Below are 16763 nucleotides of genomic sequence, written 5' to 3'. Positions count from 1 at the left end.
CAAAATTCTCACAGCGAGCCTGTTAAATTTTGCTATTTTAGTTGAGGAAGCTGAGCATACTCGGTATCAACTAATAACTAAAATGGACAGCTTCTCATAATAAGGCGAGTCTTACCTATGGTATGGCTCACCTAAATACTATTGATATAACTCACTCAGGAGATCATTATGAAAACCACTTTACTTAATAAAGCCGCTCTAACGACTGGTACTGCATTTTTACTCACAGCCATGATGGGTAGCGCGCATGCAGAACCAACAGGCTACGATCAGCTTACTTTTCAGACAGAAGTAAAAGAAGAAATCCAGAATGATGAAGTACGAGCCAGCTTATATAAAAAAGCGCAGGCAACGGATTCTAAAACTCTAGCGACAACGCTCAACACCTCAATTAATAATGCCATGAAAATTGCTAAGCGCTATCCAACGGTCACCGTGAGTACCGGACAACAGCGCACCTACCCTCGCTATGATAAAAATGACAAAATCATTGGCTGGACAGGACAAGCAAACATCGATTTAAAGAGCACCGACTTTGCAGCAACCAGCCAACTCATCGCTGACCTACAAGAAACGTTGGTGATGGACAATCTGAACTTTGGTGTCTCAGATACCAAGAAGGATGCGCTTGAGCAAAAGCTGATGACCAATGCGTCTCGTGCCTTTCAGCAACAAGCTAAAAACCTAACACGTGCTTGGGATGCTCGTGGCTATCGTGTGGTCAATGTGAATTTAAATACAGGTAGCAACTACCCACGTCCGATGTATAGTGCTATGAGCATGAAAGCAGGCGCAGCAGACGAATCAGTACCTAGCCAAAGTTTTGAATCTGGCAATAGCACTATCTCAGTGACTGCTAATGGTACGATTGAATTGACTAAATAAGCTGTAAATACATAGAATTAATAAATATCCTGATAAACATAAAGGCAAGCGCTGCAATCAGCGCTTGCCTTTATGTTTATACAGAAGAAATTAACTTATAAAGTTACTCTACTTTGTATGGGTTCTTATACTTATCCATGATTGACACATTAACTACAAGTCAATTTGTCACTGGTTGCTCAAGCGTCATGGGTTTATCCACTATAGGCTTAGTAAATGATTGCATATTCGGTTGTTTGCCCTCTTGACGCATTTTTAACAGCACTTTTTGATACCAAGGTAGATTCTGATAAGTTAAAAGCTGTTGCGCGATTTTCTTATTATTTTGCAATGTTGTATTGTTTTGAATCACATAAACCGTACGCTCTACTTGTTTGAGTGTTTGACCTTTCTCATTTTTCAACACGGCTTTTATCTTATGCGATCCTGGTAAAACATCTACCGTTGCAATCGATGCACTGAGACCTTGCGCGACTTCATTACCATCCAAATAAATACTGACACTATCACCTGCTTGTAAGTCCGGCTTAACTTGCACCTTGATATCAATGCTTTGTGCTGGACGACGATATGCACGCTCTGCGCTTGGTTCAGCAATAGCAAGCTGGTAATTGACGGCTGGTTTGGCGACAGGGCTATTTTTAGCAGCAGTATTTTGCGTAGTAGTATTAACATTACTAGAAGGAGGCGTACTACTCGCGTTATCACTGTTACTTGAGCTGACGCGACTTTCTTTCGTCGTGACACCCGTTTGGCTGATTTGTTTACCTGCTTGCTGCTCATAATTTTGCGGGCGATCGGTAAAGGTGACTTGACCTGTTTTTTCGTCAATAACTTTATAAATAGGCGCAGCATTTGCCAAAGGGGCGTAGAGAGTTGCCATACTAACCATCGTAGCAGCAATCAGTGCTAACCCTAACTTACTGTTTGAAAAAACCGGTTTTGATAATGAAGTCATAGTCAGTCAACCTAATGAGTACCTAATATTATGAATATCTATTATGCGATACTTTGGGTGTTAAATCAGTAATAATTTCAAAGAGGACAGATCCGTTGATTTAGCAAATTATTATTGAGACATAAAAAAACCAGCTAAGAATAACTTAGCTGGTTTTTTTACGTCTCAAAATAACTGAGTGTTTTAGCTATAAATTAGCAGCTGTAGTATAAGTCAAACTCAACTGGATGCACGGTTACATTGACACGTTGCACTTCTTCTTCTTTCAAGGCAATGAACGCCTCTAACATGTCTTCAGTGAATACATCACCTTTTAATAAGAACTCGTGATCATCACGCAAGGCTTGTAGTGCAACTTCTAAGCTCTCCGCAACGGTTGGGATGAGTGCTTCTTCTTCTGGTGGTAAGTCATACAAGTTTTTGTCAGCCGCTTCACCTGGATGTATTTTATTTTGAATACCATCAAGACCTGCCATTAGTAACGCTGCAAACGTTAAGTATGGGTTGGCCGCTGGATCAGGGAAACGTGCTTCAACACGTACCGCTTTTGGGCTGCTAACATGTGGAATACGGATAGACGCTGAGCGGTTAGACGCTGAGTACGCAAGTTTGATAGGCGCTTCATAATGCGGTACTAGGCGCTTATAGCTATTAGTCGATGGGTTGGTAATCGCATTCAACGCACGCGCATGCTTGATAATACCACCGATGAAATACAGTGCAGATTCAGAAAGACCCGCATATTCATCACCTGAGAAAGTATTGACACCATCTTTGGAGATTGACATATGCACGTGCATGCCTGAACCGTTGTCACCAACGATTGGTTTTGGCATAAAGGTAGCCGTTTTGCCAAACTGATGCGCAACATTATGCACAACATACTTTAGCTGCTGTACTTCATCGGCTTTTTTGACTAACGTATTGAAAGCGACACCAATTTCTGACTGGCAAGGCGCAACTTCATGGTGATGAACTTCGACACAGCCTTCACCGATGATTTCTTCTAAACGCTCACACATAACAGAGCGCATGTCTTGCGAGCTATCGATTGGTGGTACTGGGAAGTAAGCGCCTTTAACACGTGGACGATGTCCCATGTTGCCCCACTCATAGTCATTATTAGTCGACCATGCCGCTTCTTCGGCTGTGATCTTGTGGCTAACGCCAGACATATCAATTGACCATTTCACATCATCAAATATAAAAAACTCAGGCTCAGGACCAAAATAAGCAGTATCACCAATGCCCGTTGACTTTAAGTACTCTTCGGCGCGGCGCGCAATAGAACGTGGGTCACGATCATAACCTTGTAGCGTTGATGGCTCGATAATATCGCAAGTAACAACTACGGTAAGTGAATCAAAGAACGGGTCAAGAAAAGCCGTCTCTGGATCAGGACGCAAGATCATATCTGACGCTTCGATACCTTTCCAACCAGCAATAGATGAGCCATCAAACATCTTGCCATCTTCCATCACTTCTTCGTCAACGCTATGCGCTGGAAAGCTGATATGTTGCTCTTTACCACGTGTATCAGTGAAGCGAAAATCAACCCATTTAGCATTAGAGGATTGGATAAGATCTAGTAGTTTGTTCGACATAAATAGTCTCCGTTGTGTTGATTAGGTTATTGCGATTTGAAATTATAAGTACAATCTGTTGGTTAAAAATCTCTGGTTTGATAACAGTCAGCGCTGCGTTTAGCGCTAAATATCTTGTTTAATATTATGCTTATTCTCAGCACTGTCAATATTATTAGTCAAGATAGTCATCTGAGTTATGCGCTTAATAAGACCCGCCAGTGTTTTGGTTCGATATTATTCTAACAACATATCACTCATTATGCTGAACTCTTCAGGCACTCGTTAATAATAATTATTGAACCACTTTATCACCAAAGATAATCATAACAGTAATAATGCAAAGGCTATGCCAGTTTTTTATAACGCTGAAAATATAGAGGATAAAAGGATAGTTATTAATAATAATTACAGCAACTTATAATATCTTTGAAACTATTTCAGCCGTAGATTTATCGTCAGTGGCGTCATACAAATTATTTATCCAGAGTCATTAATAACGCATGACTGCACTAAATTAGTGCATATTGAATATATAAATAGAAATAATGTACTTTTTTAGTGCGTTTAAGATATTAACGAATGTCATCCAACAAGCAAAATTTATTGTTATTCACCGCTTATTTGGGTCGCCTGCACCCTACATTTGATAGTCTACAAAATAGTGGTAAGATAACGGCGTTATATAACCATCTCCATAAGTAGAACTCAATAAGTAGAACGCTAATGATTCTGATGATCGATAATTACGACAGCTTTACGTACAATATTGTACAGTACTTCGGTGAATTACAGCAGGACATCACCGTCTGGCGTAACGATCAAACCACTATTGAAGATATTAGAACCCTTGCGCCAGATGCGATCGTCATTGGCCCCGGTCCCTGCGATCCCGATCAAGCTGGTATCTCTCTAGAAGCTATCAAGACTTTTCAGGGCGTGATACCGATACTAGGTATTTGCCTAGGACATCAGGCAATTGGACAAGCATTTGGTGGACAAGTGGTCAAGGCTGGTGAAGTCATGCATGGCCGCTTATCCGCCGTTTATCATACTGACCAAGGTGTCTTCGTAGGCTTGCCTAATCCCGTACAAGTCACGCGCTATCATTCGCTTGTCATTGATAAAATCAGCCTGCCCGATTGTCTTGAGCTGACCGCATGGACACAAAACAGTGATGGCAGTATTGAAGAGATCATGGGTATCCGTCATAAAACGTTTGCGATAGAAGGGGTACAATTCCATCCTGAGTCTATCTTAAGCGAAGCAGGTTATCAGCTGCTCAACAATTTTTTGCAAACGCATCATTTGTCAGTCCTAACTTCAGATGAACTACCACAAGTCGGCTAACAGTTTAGTAAAGCATGTCCTAAAAAAGGGGTTAATAACAAAATTAAAATAAAACCTATTCTATTGATAATTTAAAATTAACGTATAAAAATATTAAGAGAGATCATAATGAGTACAACAAAAACAAATGAAAGCCCTACCCCAACTAATATTGCTCAACTGTCTGATGAAGACACACATACGCTACTGACGACAGCTTTGGGGCGAATTTTTCAGCACATTGATTTAACCTTTGATGAGATGTATCAGGTGATGCTGATTATCATGCAAGGCAGATGTAGCGACGCCATGATGGGTGCTATTTTGACTGGTCTGCGTATGAAAGGTGAGTCCATCGATGAGATTACTGCCTCTGCCAGTGCAATGCGTGCGTTAGCAGCCAATATCGAACCACGGGGCTGTGATTACTTAGTCGATATCGTCGGAACTGGCGGTGATGGTGCCAATCTATTCAACGTTTCTACTGCATCAGCATTGGTTGCTGCCGCTGCTGGTGCGCAAGTGGCAAAACATGGTAACCGCGGCGTCTCTACCAACTCTGGTAGCTCAGATTTGCTTGAGCAAGCAGGTATCAGTCTGGCACTTACCCCTGAGCAATCTAAAGAATGTATCGAAAACCAAGGTATCGGCTTTTTGTTTGCACCCAATCATCACAGTGCGATGCGTTATGCCAATCCAGTACGCCGCGAGCTCAAAGCGCGTACCATCTTTAATATTTTAGGACCATTAACCAACCCTGCTGGCACACCCAATCTGGTGATCGGTGTCTTTACCGCTCAGCTGTGCGAGCCTATCGCTAAAGTCATGAAAAACTTAGGCGCACGTCATGTCATGGTTGTGGGCGCAAAAGACGGTTTGGATGAAATCAGTCTCGCTACCTCAACCACTGTCGCTGAATTAAAAGACGGTGAGATATCTGTTTATGAGATGATGCCAGAAGATGCAGGTATTGAGTCACAAACCCTTATCGGTCTCGATGTAGATTCTCCAGCGCAAAGTCTTGAGCTGATTCGCGCGGCTCTATCAGGAGAAAACTCTCAAGACCGTGCTGTACTTAAAGCACGTGATATGATTGCACTAAATGCAGGCGCGGCCATATATACCGCAGGACTTGCCAGCAACTATGCTAATGGTGTGAGCCGGGCACAAACAGTCATTCAGAATGGTGATGCTCTACTCAAGCTTGAGTCTCTCGCCACATACACGCAGCAACTAGTGACTCCTGCTTAACGGCTAAGCACCATTACTGTGCACTCTAGCTATTTTGTCTATTTACATTTAACGATATTCGGATACCAGCATGACTCATACAGAAACCAAGACCGATATTCCTTCCGTATTGCAACGCATTGTCGCCACTAAAGTGGAAGAAATAAATGCCGCACGCGAGGCATTATCTCTTGAAGATTTACAAGCGCAAGTCGCGGCGGATAACAAACCACGTCGTGGATTCGCGGCGGCGCTGCGAGCGGCTAGCACTAAAGAGCATGGTATTGGTATCATCGCTGAGATTAAAAAAGCCTCTCCTTCTAAGGGCGTTATCAATCACAACTTCGCGCCTGCCCTATTTGCCAAGCAGTACGAGCAAGCAGGTGCCAGCTGTCTGTCTGTATTGACTGATCGCGATTATTTCCAAGGTGATGATAGCTATCTTATTCAAGCAGCTAATGCGGTAAGCCTACCGATACTGCGTAAAGATTTTATGATAGATGTGTACCAGATCTATCAATCTTATCTGATGGACGCTGACTGTATTCTACTCATTATGGCCTGCCTTGACGACATCCAAGTACAAGAGCTGCATGCGCTAAGTATCGAATTGGGTATGGATGTATTGATAGAAGTCCATACTAAAGCCGAACTTGAACGTGCACTCCAGCTACCGCGCTCAGCGCATAATATTTACGGTATTAATAATCGTGATTTGAATACTTTCGATGTCGACTTGCAAACCACGCTGGATCTAAAAAATATTTTAATCGACGCACTGGCGGCTGATGTGGATAGTACGCTTAGACCGCTTATCGTCACCGAAAGTGGCATTCATAATAGCGCTGATATTCGTTTGATGTTAGATAATGACATTCAGCACTTCTTAATCGGTGAACAGTTCATGAAGACTGATCATCCTGGACAAGCGTTACAATCCTTACTTGCGGGCGTCGCAGCAGACGGGTAAAGTGGCTTAAGTCTACTGAACAGTTTAAATCAATCATTCATCAACCAACGATACGTTAACTTCTATGTCAAACTCTCTATTTTCAAAAGAAATGCAAGACCAGCTCAAAGAGCTAAAAGGCCAACTTAGCAAGGGTCGCGATACCAATTCGCCTGAAGATGAAAACCAAAAGCCTACTGAGCCTGTATCATTGCCCACGCAAAAGCAAGTAAACAAGACTGTCAAGCAAATGGCTAGCGAGCATATTGACGATGACAAAGTTCTGTTTATGCAAGCAATGCATGGCGTCAATCAGCTTGAAGACAAAAACGTACGCTCACCTGCCAATGCTAGCAAAGCGGGCAAGCCTGATGCGACCACCTTGTCTAAACGTGCTGCTGCGCAAGGTAGTGAAGCGAGTGATTTGGGAGCTGGCTTGTCAGATATGCAAGCACTACTCAACCCTGTCGCTGCTGAGGCCTATTTATCTTACAAACAGCCGACTTTGCAGAATAAAATCTTTGATCAGCTTAAAAAAGGTAAGCTACGTTGGTATGACGCCGTAGATATTCATGGTTGTACCATCGAAGAAGCACGCGTGGCCATGACTCAACTCCTAAGCCAAGCGAAACAGAAAAACGAGACCATGGTAAAAATCGTCCATGGTAAAGGCAGTGAAGCCATTTTAAAAACCTGCGTCAATGGTTGGCTGCGTCAACTACCAGAAGTATTGGCATTTTGCTCTGCACCGCCAAAAGATGGTGGTAACGGTGCTGTATTGGTACTGCTCAAAAAATCTAAAGCTGATGGTGAATAATTTTTAGTGTTAGAGTTAGTATGAAGAATCAAAAGGACTGCTTATTGGCAGTCCTTTTTGTTATGCTCATTTTAAAATCACTATTTAATCCTTATCTACTACAGCCACTATATTTAACATCTAACGATAGCGGTATTTGCATAAGTTAGGATCGGACATTTATGAGCATACAGATCATTGAGAACACGCAACAGCTACATGAACATATCATGGCTTTGATTGTTATCGAGCCAAGATTTTTGTCTATCTATGAACAAGTTGGTATGCCCAGTCTACGGCATAATGTCGGTGGGTTTGAGCAGTTGATGCGAGCAATGGTTGGTCAACAGCTGTCTGTGGCAGCAGCAGCCAGTATTTGGCAAAGACTACTTGATGCCGCCTTAACGAATCCACAGGCAATTATCAAAGCAACAGATGAGGACTTAAGAGCGCAAGGGTTATCTAAACAAAAAACCCGTTATATTCGCTCATTAGTCGATCATGATATAGACTTTGCTGCGTTAGAAATTATGCCTGATGAAGAAGCAATAGAAGTGCTGACGGCCGTTACTGGTATTGGCATCTGGACGGCTGAAATGTATTTATTATTCTCACTGAAACGTGCAGACGTACTTGCGGTCGATGATCTAGCAATTAAAGTAGCGGCGATGGCGTTATTAGGCTTAACGGAACGCCCAACGCCAAAACAGTTAAAGAATCTAACACAAGATTGGTCGCCACATCGCAGCGCTGCCAGTCTATTGCTATGGTCATACTACGGCTTATTACGTAATCAAACCGCTGTTCCTTTATAATACCAAATACTCAAGTGATGATTCACCTTATCAAACTCGCTTAGCTTAAGCTTAGTCTAGCACTCGTTTTCTTTGCTGTTCTAATTTTTGTGGATCGTATAAGATAAACGCTTGATACTTACCTCAAGTGCTTATCTTATACAGTTTTTAATCCATAATTTTATGGCTGATTCCATATAGAAAAGCCAGATTTTCTTTTTGCGTACTTGAACTTGATTTTCTTTATCATACGGCTTTTATTTCTCAATGCCTTTAACGCATTGTCTTTTTTACTCTCTACGGATTTAGTCGTTTGCTGGCTGCCCTTTTCATTTGTCTTGACGTTATCTTTACTCAAGTCCACGGCATGCTTATCATCGTTGCTGTTATCCTTATTGTCGCTAGCATCATCATCAGTATGGTCATCATTTGACATATCTTTTGTCGTTTCCGCGACGTTGTCTTCCTTATTCTTATCTTCAATTTCGTTTTCTATGTGATGCTCAAGCTCAGTTTGATTGACAATAAGCTGCTGCGTTGGCAAAGCATGCTCGACATCATATTTCGCCACTTGGTTCAATAAATCAACAAATAAAACGTTCTGTTTGTCATAGAATTCAGTCACGCCATTAGCATTAACATACGCCTGTAATTGAATGATATAGCAGTCTTGACGTAGCTCTAAAATATTGACCTGATTCCATTCTTGGTTGGTCAAATAATGCTCATCTATAAACTCATCCAAGTCCTTGACCATCTTAAATACCACATCAATATCAGCAGTGCGTTTAATATATAACTGATGGAAGAAGCGAAACATATCGCGGGATGTAAAATTTTCAATCTGCATTGATGAGAAATCACCGTTTGGTACAGTCACAACAGTGCGCGTCAAGGTGCGCACACGTGATGAGCGAATACCAATATCAATGACTGTGCCTTCATAAGTGCCAAACTTACAATAATCACCAATACGTACGGGCGAATCCGCCACGACCACGACACTACCAACAAGGTTTTCGATGGTTTTTTGCGCACCCAGTGCTAATGCCAAACCACCCACACCCAAGGCGGCAATACCCGTGGTCAAATCAAAACCCAAATTGCCGAAGATAACAATCACGGCAAAGATCAGCAGCAACGCTTTGACCACTTTGCGTAGCAGCCCCAAGATTGAGACACGTTCAGTATAATTTTTCTTATAACTTAAATTTACCGCACGAGTGAATATGGCATCGATGACTCGTAACAGCAACCAAGTCAATGCAAGCCAAGATGCAATCTCGGTAAAACGATTGATCGGTTCACGTAGCGTCACCGACACGCCTGCATACACCATCACTTCTGACAATATCAGCGCCATGATGACCACTGCCAGAGGCAATACGACCTTATCAGGTAATGGCAATGGTACGCCGCGCACACGAGGATAGACGATGCGTAATAGATGGTACAGCAGCCATACCATGATATAAGTAAATACAAAGCTGCCGACAGTCATCATTAACGCTGCGGCTAAATCCGCCACTTGATAACCAAACAGCTTTTTGCCTTCTAAGGAATCAAAAGTATAGCGAGACACTAACGTTGGTTCGGTATTTTCTATGACTTCTGGTATTGAACTGAGCGTATCTGTAGAAAACTGCCAGTACTGCTCTCCTTGCTTAGATACCACTCTTTCAAGTATCAGTGGCACACTTTTTTCACCCACATTAATCGCACCGACGTTTTCTTGGCTTGGCGGTAGCTGATCAGTTAGGTTGCCCTCAGGCGTATTATTAATCTGCAAATCAGGCTGAAAACGCCCGCCTGCATCCAGCGCTTGCTTGAATTGACGAACGATTGTGGTTGGATTGTCAGACTTTGATAAGTTTAAATAATTACTCGCCAGCAGATAGTCATTTTCACCTAACGCACTGATGAAGCCCTGTACGGTATGGCGCGGTGTATCGCGTCCGAATGAATCTGGTATCGGCGTACTCGCCGACTCCTCACTGGTACTGCCACCCATTCCCAGTGCGCTAGCTTCAGCAGCAAATGCATTATTGGGCAACAACGCACTCAACAGCATCACAAGCAAAAATAAAATTGCCATTAGTGGCATTTTGATGGTTGAGTATGGTGAAGACAACTCGGGACTGGGAATCATAGGAATCAGGCGATACTTAATAGACAAAACAAACCTCTTAGCATTATGAATGGTACAACGAAGAACAAATGAGTGCTTCCCTATAATAGCAATTATTTATAACAGCAGTGCTTTTGATTACACGTTTTTATGGTCATCTATGTGAATTATCTACTCTCACCTTTGCTTATGGCTTCTGATTTTTTATCACCTTTCACGACACTCCTTGTAAATACCTCCTATGAATGAGAGTGACAATCATTAAATGAATAAACCGCAATCTATCATGAAAACTACTCAGCTTACCGTGAATAAACATTAGGTTAAAGTGGTTTATAAAGCGGTCTGTTTTGTAGATAATGAACGCAGTTTTGCTTGTCCACTGTTTTTTGTAATTTTTAGCCATATTAACGTCAATATGGTTACTTTTTTCCCTGCATTTTTTAATATGATTATTTTGGAATTGACTATGTCTTTATCACGTTCATCTTCACGTACCTACCTTCGTTTGAGTATCTTGAGCGTACTAGGTTTACTTGCGGTTAACACAGCAATGGCAGTGACACCTGACGTTGCTACTATTAACGATAGCGAGCTACCACAAGTTGAGCTTGATGAAATCATCGTAACAGCAACTCGTACTCCCACTAAAACCAGCAATGTAATTGCCCAAACTCGCGTAATCGATCAAGAAGAGCTACAACGTTATCAGGGTCAGACAGTAACTGATGTATTAAAGAATCAGCCCGGTATTAATATCACGCAAAGTGGCGGTATGGGCACAGCCAGTAATTTTTATATGCGCGGCTTTGATAGTAAGCAAGTCTTGGTAATTATCGATGGGATACGCTATGGCTCTATCTCTTTAGGTAGCCCTTCTCTAAATCTATTATCAGCAGATCAACTTGATCGTATTGAGATTTTATACGGCGCCTCAGGTTCTAGTATTTATGGTTCTGATGCCATGGGCGGTGTCATTCAAATCTTTACTAAAGGCAATAGTGTCGATAAATCCCATGTTTCTACGACTGTTGGTTATGGCAGTAACAATCATTACCAAATAGGCATTACAGGTCAGCTTAAAAATGCAACTTCATCAATGAGCTTGGGCGTCAGTCGCAACGAAACAGACGGCTTTAACGTCATAGCCAACCCCGAATCTGTTGATTATAATGCGGACGATGATGGCTTTAAATCTACTAACGCCAGTTTGGCATTGCAGCACAAGCTTTCAGATTCGCTTAGCGCGGGGTTGAGCGCCTTGTATACTGACTCTACCACTGATATTGACTCGGCAGGAAATGCGTTTCCAAATGCTTATTCAGATCAAAAAAATGGCAGTGCAAATGCTTATCTTCAATATAAAACGCCTTTAACAGTCAGTAAACTTAGCTATGGTCAAAGTATCGATAAATCGACTTCTCATGACACCTACTCTATCAATTACCAAGAAGGAAGTCAGTACGATACCACGCAAGAGCAAGCACGTTTAGAGACCAGTATTGACGCGCAACCGGGTACTGTAACTGTTGGCGCAGAATGGTTGTCACAAAAGCTAGACGCGTCAGATGTTTTAGTCTATCCACCTTACCCTGACACCACTCCTCCTGTACAGACCCCTTATGACCCCGACGACAGAACGGTCAAAAGTGCCTTTGTTGGTTATCAGCTCGCGGACACTTATTATGACCTACAAGCCAACTATCGCTTAGACGACAACTCTCAGTATGGCAATGAGAGTACCTACAATTTAGGAGCGGCTATACGCCCGTTGGTAGGTATGCGAATTGGCGCCAACTATGCTACAGGTTTTCGTGCCCCAACGTTTAATGACTTATACTGGCCGGGTTTCAGTAACCCCAACCTTAAACCCGAAAGAACGAAAAACACCGAAGTATTCGTTGAATACGCAAATGATGCTCAAACATCACGATTGACAGGCTATTACACCGATGCAGAAGACCTGATTTCTAATGCGGCAAATATCAGTGAAGCGAAAATCAAAGGATTAAGTTTGACTTCAGACTGGAATATGAACGACTTTATCTTTGGTCTCGGTTATGACTACTTAGATGCGAAGGACAAAACGGCAAATAGCGCCAGCTACGATCAACAGCTCGCCTACCGTCCTAAAAACAGTGGTTTGATTTACGTGGGTTATCAACAGCCGATGTTCGATGTTCGCCTCGAAGCCAAACACACAGATGATAGAGTCACGGCCGAAAACAATAAACTTGATAGCTATACCTTGCTTAATTTAAGCGGTGCAGTTTATATTAATCCTAATCTTCGCGCTAACTTGCGGGTAGATAATATCACTGATGAAGACTATACGCTTTCAAGCCAGTTCGGTAACATCTATGCCACAGAAGGCACCAGCTATTTCGGCTCACTTACTTATAACTGGTTCTAAAATATTTAGCGTCACAACATAGCATGTATATAAATAATCAAGGTCATCAATCGATGGCCTTTTTTATGACTTGTCGACTTACCATTTATATCAGCCAATAGGTGACAAATTAACCGCCATCAATTACAATAACGACCTCCGAGAGGTGTTGCGCCATAATATCTGGTAGTGCATTTAGGCTTTAAAGCCCTGCTAATCAGTCATTATGTTAGGCTCGGTAACTGTTAAACAATCATCTCATTGATTATTGACAGCGCAAATAACGACACCTGCGTTTTTATTCTTTTTATCATACCTTAACCACTGATAGGAGCATATTATGGACGCAGTGTCTAACACCCCATCTGCCCATACGATCGATCCCTCTTTTACTGACTATAAAGTCGCCGACATCAGCCTTGCTGACTACGGTCGCCGTGAAATCACCCTTGCCGAAGCTGAAATGCCTGCCCTAATGGGTTTGCGTCGTCGCTACGAAGCCGATCAGCCGCTTAAAGGCGCGAAAATCGCTGGCTGTATCCACATGACCATCCAGACTGCTGTACTTATCGAGACACTCGTCGCGCTAGGTGCGGAAGTACGCTGGACCTCATGTAATATCTTCTCAACTCAAGACCATGCTGCTGCTGCAATTGCCGCTGCTGGTATCTCTGTTTATGCTTGGAAAGGCGAAACAGAAGAAGAGTACGAATGGTGCTTACGTCAGCAAATCCACGTTGGCGGTGAAGCGTCAGGTCAGCTTTGGGATGCCAACTTAATCTTGGATGATGGCGGTGATTTGACCGCATTGATTCATAATGATTATGCCGAGCTTCTTGACAGCATCCATGGTATCTCAGAAGAGACTACTACTGGCGTCCATCGCTTAGTCGAAATGCTAAATAAAGGCACACTTAAAGTTCCCGCTATCAATGTTAACGATGCGGTTACTAAGTCTAAAAACGACAATAAATACGGCTGCCGTCATAGTTTAAATGACGCCATTAAGCGTGCAACTGATATGTTCCTTGCTGGTCGCCGTGCTCTAGTCATCGGTTATGGTGATGTTGGTAAAGGTTCTACGCAAAGCTTACGTCAAGAAGGCATGATTGTACGTGTCTCAGAAGTTGATCCTATCTGTGCCATGCAGGCATGTATGGACGGCTTTGAAGTATTATCACCTTACACCAATGGTGATAACACTGGCGGCGCAGAAAACATCAACACCCGTCTGCTTGAAGACACTGACATGATTGTCACGACTACTGGTAACTACCATGTTTGTGACAGACATATGCTAGCAGCCCTGAAACCTGGTGCGGTTGTTTGTAACATCGGTCACTTTGATACTGAAATCGATACGCAATTTATGCGTGACAACTGGCGCTGGGTTGAGATTAAGCCACAAGTCCATCAAATCTTCCGCTCGGACGATGAAAATGATTACTTGATTTTGCTTGCTGAAGGTCGTTTGGTTAACCTTGGTAATGCCACTGGTCATCCATCACGCGTGATGGACGGCTCATTTGCTAACCAAGTGTTGGCTCAAATGTACTTGTTCGAAGAAAAGTTTGCTGACTTGCCAGTCGACGCACGTACTGACAATTTATACGTCAAAGTACTGCCTAAGAAGCTCGACGAAGAAGTCGCTGCGGCGATGGTTGCTGGCTTTAACGGTACGTTGACTAAGCTGACTGAAAAACAAGCAGAGTATTTGGGTGTGCCTGTCGAAGGTCCATTTAAGCCTGACGCTTACAAATACTAAAAGGAGCCAGACTGTGACTAAGCCTGCTTTCTCCTTTGAGTTTTTCCCTGCCAAAACCGAACTAGGTCATGAAAAACTACTCAGTACTTATGATGAGTTGAATAAGCTATCACCTGCGTATTTTTCGGTGACTTACGGTGCTGGCGGTTCAACCCGAAATCGCACTTTAGATATCGTCCAAGCACTATGCGCACGCGGCGATACTGATATTGCGCCGCATATATCTTGTATCGGTGATGATAAGGCGGAAATCGCTGAATTGCTCGATCTGTATAAAGATTTGGGTATCAAGCGCTTAGTCGCCCTACGTGGTGATTTACCATCAGGTCAAGTCGGTATGGGCGAGCTGCCGTTTGCGTTAGACTTGGTGAAGTTTATCCGTGAATATTCAGGCAGTCATTTCCATATCGAGGTCGCAGCGTATCCTGAAATGCATCCACAAGCGCGTAGCTTTGCATTTGATGTTGACAACTTGGTCAATAAATACCAAGCGGGTGCTAATGCATCGATTACTCAGTTTTTCTATAACGCTGATAGTTACTTATATTTGCGTGATACCTTAGAGAAGCGCGGTATCGATACGGTTGCTCAGCCTTTAATCGCTGGTATCATGCCAATTACTAACTCAAGTAATTTGGTACGCTTTGCCGATAGCTGTGGCGCTGATATTCCGCGTTATGTACGTAAGCAGTTGTCTGACCTTGGCGATGACCGCAAAGCCATTCGTGAATTTGGTTTTGATGTGGTCTATCGTTTATGCGAGCGCTTAATTGCTGAGGGCGTACCTGCCATGCATTTTTATAGCATGAATAAGGTTGAGCCAAACAAGCGCTTGGTTGAAGCACTCGGCTTAGCTTAATTGCTCATCGTATTTATCGAATGTATTTTTTAAAGACTGGCGTTCCTAGGAGCGCCAGTCTTTTTGGTATAAGAATTGCACTAATGTAAATTCTACTAAAGATAATCCCTTTACCCTCTCAAACGATATTCTGCTAAGATATTTGAAAATATTATTCAAACAATAGGACTAAGCAACTGTGCGACGTTTTTTTTATGACACCAGCAATGACATCAGTGATGAAAGAAGCTCACTCCATCCTCAACTTAGCACCTTAGCTATTGGAGATAGTGCCGAATTAACAGAGAGTATCGTCCATCATTGGTGCCGTGTATTGCGTGCTAATATTGGCGATCAAGGCATATTATTCGATGGCTTTGGCGGCGAGTATCAGGTGCAGCTACAAGCCATCAGCAAAAAACACGCCACTGTGACATTATTAGCACATGTAGATATTGACCGAAGTGCCGCTGTCTTCACTAAAATCGGTCTAGTGATGAGCCGCGGTGAACGCATGGACTATGCGATTCAAAAATCCACCGAGCTTGGTGTCACTGCCATTCAATTGCTAAGTAGCCATCATGGCGAGGTCAATCTAAAGCCTGCCCAAGTAGAAAAAAAACTGGCACATTGGCAGCAAGTTGCCATTGCCGCGTGTGAACAATGCGGTCTTAACCGTCCACCGCTTATTATTGCACCTGTGTCCATAAACGACTGGTTACAACAATCAGTGACCCACTCTGCCGATGCGCAAATGGACGTTTGTCCTCCTACTACCAGCACTATTGTCACAACCCTTAGCCAAGACCCTTATTATCAAATATTACAACAACCAGCAGATTTGCGTCTGCAACTGAGCGTACCAGCTGCAGGACAACCAGCAATGCCTAGGTCGCTACCAACAGTCTTAACGCAACAATCTCCTTATATTGAGCTGCTAATAGGCCCTGAAGGTGGTCTGAGCGTTGATGAATGCCAGCAAGCAGCCAAAGCTGGTTTTGAACCTTGGCAAATTGGCTCAAGAATCTTACGCACCGAGACTGCACCCGTGGTGGCGTTGGCGACTCTGCATGCTTTGAGCTATTATGGGTAAATACCCTATGCGTAATCCTAACT

General features: G+C 42.9%; 13 protein-coding genes. 10 read left to right on the top strand and 3 right to left on the bottom strand.

What is annotated here, in order from left to right; all coding sequences use genetic code 11:
• Positions 1 to 168: 168 nt before the first annotated feature.
• Entirely contained in the window at positions 169 to 885 is a 717-nt protein-coding gene (locus ACT3S4_RS05835) for an SIMPL domain-containing protein (protein WP_045452937.1), read from the top strand.
• 160 nt (positions 886 to 1045) lie between these two features.
• On the opposite strand, the gene ACT3S4_RS05830 is transcribed toward ACT3S4_RS05835, so the two are convergent.
• Both ACT3S4_RS05830 and glnA read right to left on the bottom strand, forming a co-directional pair.
• Positions 1046 to 1843, bottom strand: coding sequence for a DUF4124 domain-containing protein (locus tag ACT3S4_RS05830; protein ID WP_444760675.1), 798 nt, complete (start codon positions 1841 to 1843; stop codon positions 1046 to 1048).
• A gap of 194 nt (positions 1844 to 2037) precedes the next feature.
• Positions 2038 to 3447 (bottom strand): type I glutamate--ammonia ligase, encoded by a 1410-nt coding sequence (gene glnA / locus ACT3S4_RS05825; protein ID WP_055124883.1) that lies wholly within the window; start codon positions 3445 to 3447, stop codon positions 2038 to 2040.
• 705 nt (positions 3448 to 4152) lie between these two features.
• Between glnA and ACT3S4_RS05820 the strand changes: the two genes are divergently transcribed.
• The 5 genes from ACT3S4_RS05820 to ACT3S4_RS05800 all read left to right on the top strand — a co-directional run bounded on the left by ACT3S4_RS05820 (position 4153) and on the right by ACT3S4_RS05800 (position 8545).
• A complete protein-coding gene (locus ACT3S4_RS05820) occupies positions 4153 to 4776 on the top strand; it encodes an anthranilate synthase component II (protein WP_444760674.1) in 624 nt (207 codons plus the stop codon).
• Positions 4777 to 4884: 108 nt separating this feature from the next.
• A complete protein-coding gene (trpD, locus tag ACT3S4_RS05815; protein ID WP_444760673.1) occupies positions 4885 to 6006 on the top strand; it encodes an anthranilate phosphoribosyltransferase in 1122 nt (373 codons plus the stop codon).
• Positions 6007 to 6076: 70 nt separating this feature from the next.
• Complete coding sequence (gene trpC / locus ACT3S4_RS05810; RefSeq protein WP_444760672.1) at positions 6077 to 6955, top strand: indole-3-glycerol phosphate synthase TrpC; 879 nt, start codon at positions 6077 to 6079, stop codon at positions 6953 to 6955.
• 64 nt (positions 6956 to 7019) lie between these two features.
• Positions 7020 to 7751: a Smr/MutS family protein gene (locus ACT3S4_RS05805; RefSeq protein WP_055124887.1), complete on the top strand. Its 732-nt coding sequence runs from the start codon at positions 7020 to 7022 to the stop codon at positions 7749 to 7751.
• 161 nt (positions 7752 to 7912) lie between these two features.
• Positions 7913 to 8545 carry a DNA-3-methyladenine glycosylase family protein gene (locus ACT3S4_RS05800; protein ID WP_444760671.1) on the top strand — a complete coding sequence of 211 codons (633 nt, stop codon included), beginning with the start codon at positions 7913 to 7915 and terminating at the stop codon, positions 8543 to 8545.
• Positions 8546 to 8705: 160 nt separating this feature from the next.
• On the opposite strand, the gene ACT3S4_RS05795 is transcribed toward ACT3S4_RS05800, so the two are convergent.
• Positions 8706 to 10673, bottom strand: coding sequence for a mechanosensitive ion channel family protein (locus tag ACT3S4_RS05795; protein ID WP_201605815.1), 1968 nt, complete (start codon positions 10671 to 10673; stop codon positions 8706 to 8708).
• Between the two features lie 448 nt (positions 10674 to 11121).
• On the opposite strand from ACT3S4_RS05795, the gene ACT3S4_RS05790 reads away from it, so the two are divergent.
• From ACT3S4_RS05790 to ACT3S4_RS05775, 4 genes are all read left to right on the top strand, one after another.
• Positions 11122 to 13065, top strand: a complete 1944-nt coding sequence (locus ACT3S4_RS05790; protein ID WP_444760670.1) for a TonB-dependent receptor — start codon at positions 11122 to 11124, stop codon at positions 13063 to 13065.
• A 319-nt stretch (positions 13066 to 13384) separates the two neighbouring features.
• The gene (gene ahcY / locus ACT3S4_RS05785; protein ID WP_444760669.1) at positions 13385 to 14809 is read left to right on the top strand and encodes an adenosylhomocysteinase; all 1425 of its coding nucleotides are present in this window, start codon (positions 13385 to 13387) and stop codon (positions 14807 to 14809) included.
• 13 nt (positions 14810 to 14822) lie between these two features.
• The gene (locus ACT3S4_RS05780; protein WP_444760668.1) at positions 14823 to 15668 is read left to right on the top strand and encodes a methylenetetrahydrofolate reductase; all 846 of its coding nucleotides are present in this window, start codon (positions 14823 to 14825) and stop codon (positions 15666 to 15668) included.
• 178 nt (positions 15669 to 15846) lie between these two features.
• Positions 15847 to 16740 (top strand): 16S rRNA (uracil(1498)-N(3))-methyltransferase, encoded by an 894-nt coding sequence (locus ACT3S4_RS05775; protein ID WP_444760667.1) that lies wholly within the window; start codon positions 15847 to 15849, stop codon positions 16738 to 16740.
• Positions 16741 to 16763 lie beyond the last annotated feature (23 nt).

It is taken from the genome of Psychrobacter sp. AOP30-A2-5, from assembly GCF_052378115.1.
Classification (GTDB): domain Bacteria; phylum Pseudomonadota; class Gammaproteobacteria; order Pseudomonadales; family Moraxellaceae; genus Psychrobacter.
Note: the sequence above shows the minus strand (reverse complement) of the source record. Positions and strands in the feature narration are given on the sequence as shown.

Excerpts from the sequence above, each read along its gene's own strand:
- ACT3S4_RS05835 (WP_045452937.1), top strand. The coding sequence starts at position 169 with ATGAAAACCACTTTACTTAATAAAGCCGCTCTAACGACTGGTACTGCA.
- ACT3S4_RS05830 (WP_444760675.1), bottom strand. The coding sequence starts at position 1,843 with ATGACTTCATTATCAAAACCGGTTTTTTCAAACAGTAAGTTAGGGTTA.
- glnA (WP_055124883.1), bottom strand. The coding sequence starts at position 3,447 with ATGTCGAACAAACTACTAGATCTTATCCAATCCTCTAATGCTAAATGG.
- ACT3S4_RS05820 (WP_444760674.1), top strand. The coding sequence starts at position 4,153 with ATGATTCTGATGATCGATAATTACGACAGCTTTACGTACAATATTGTA.
- trpD (WP_444760673.1), top strand. The coding sequence starts at position 4,885 with ATGAGTACAACAAAAACAAATGAAAGCCCTACCCCAACTAATATTGCT.
- trpC (WP_444760672.1), top strand. The coding sequence starts at position 6,077 with ATGACTCATACAGAAACCAAGACCGATATTCCTTCCGTATTGCAACGC.
- ACT3S4_RS05805 (WP_055124887.1), top strand. The coding sequence starts at position 7,020 with ATGTCAAACTCTCTATTTTCAAAAGAAATGCAAGACCAGCTCAAAGAG.
- ACT3S4_RS05800 (WP_444760671.1), top strand. The coding sequence starts at position 7,913 with ATGAGCATACAGATCATTGAGAACACGCAACAGCTACATGAACATATC.
- ACT3S4_RS05795 (WP_201605815.1), bottom strand. The coding sequence starts at position 10,673 with ATGATTCCCAGTCCCGAGTTGTCTTCACCATACTCAACCATCAAAATG.
- ACT3S4_RS05790 (WP_444760670.1), top strand. The coding sequence starts at position 11,122 with ATGTCTTTATCACGTTCATCTTCACGTACCTACCTTCGTTTGAGTATC.
- ahcY (WP_444760669.1), top strand. The coding sequence starts at position 13,385 with ATGGACGCAGTGTCTAACACCCCATCTGCCCATACGATCGATCCCTCT.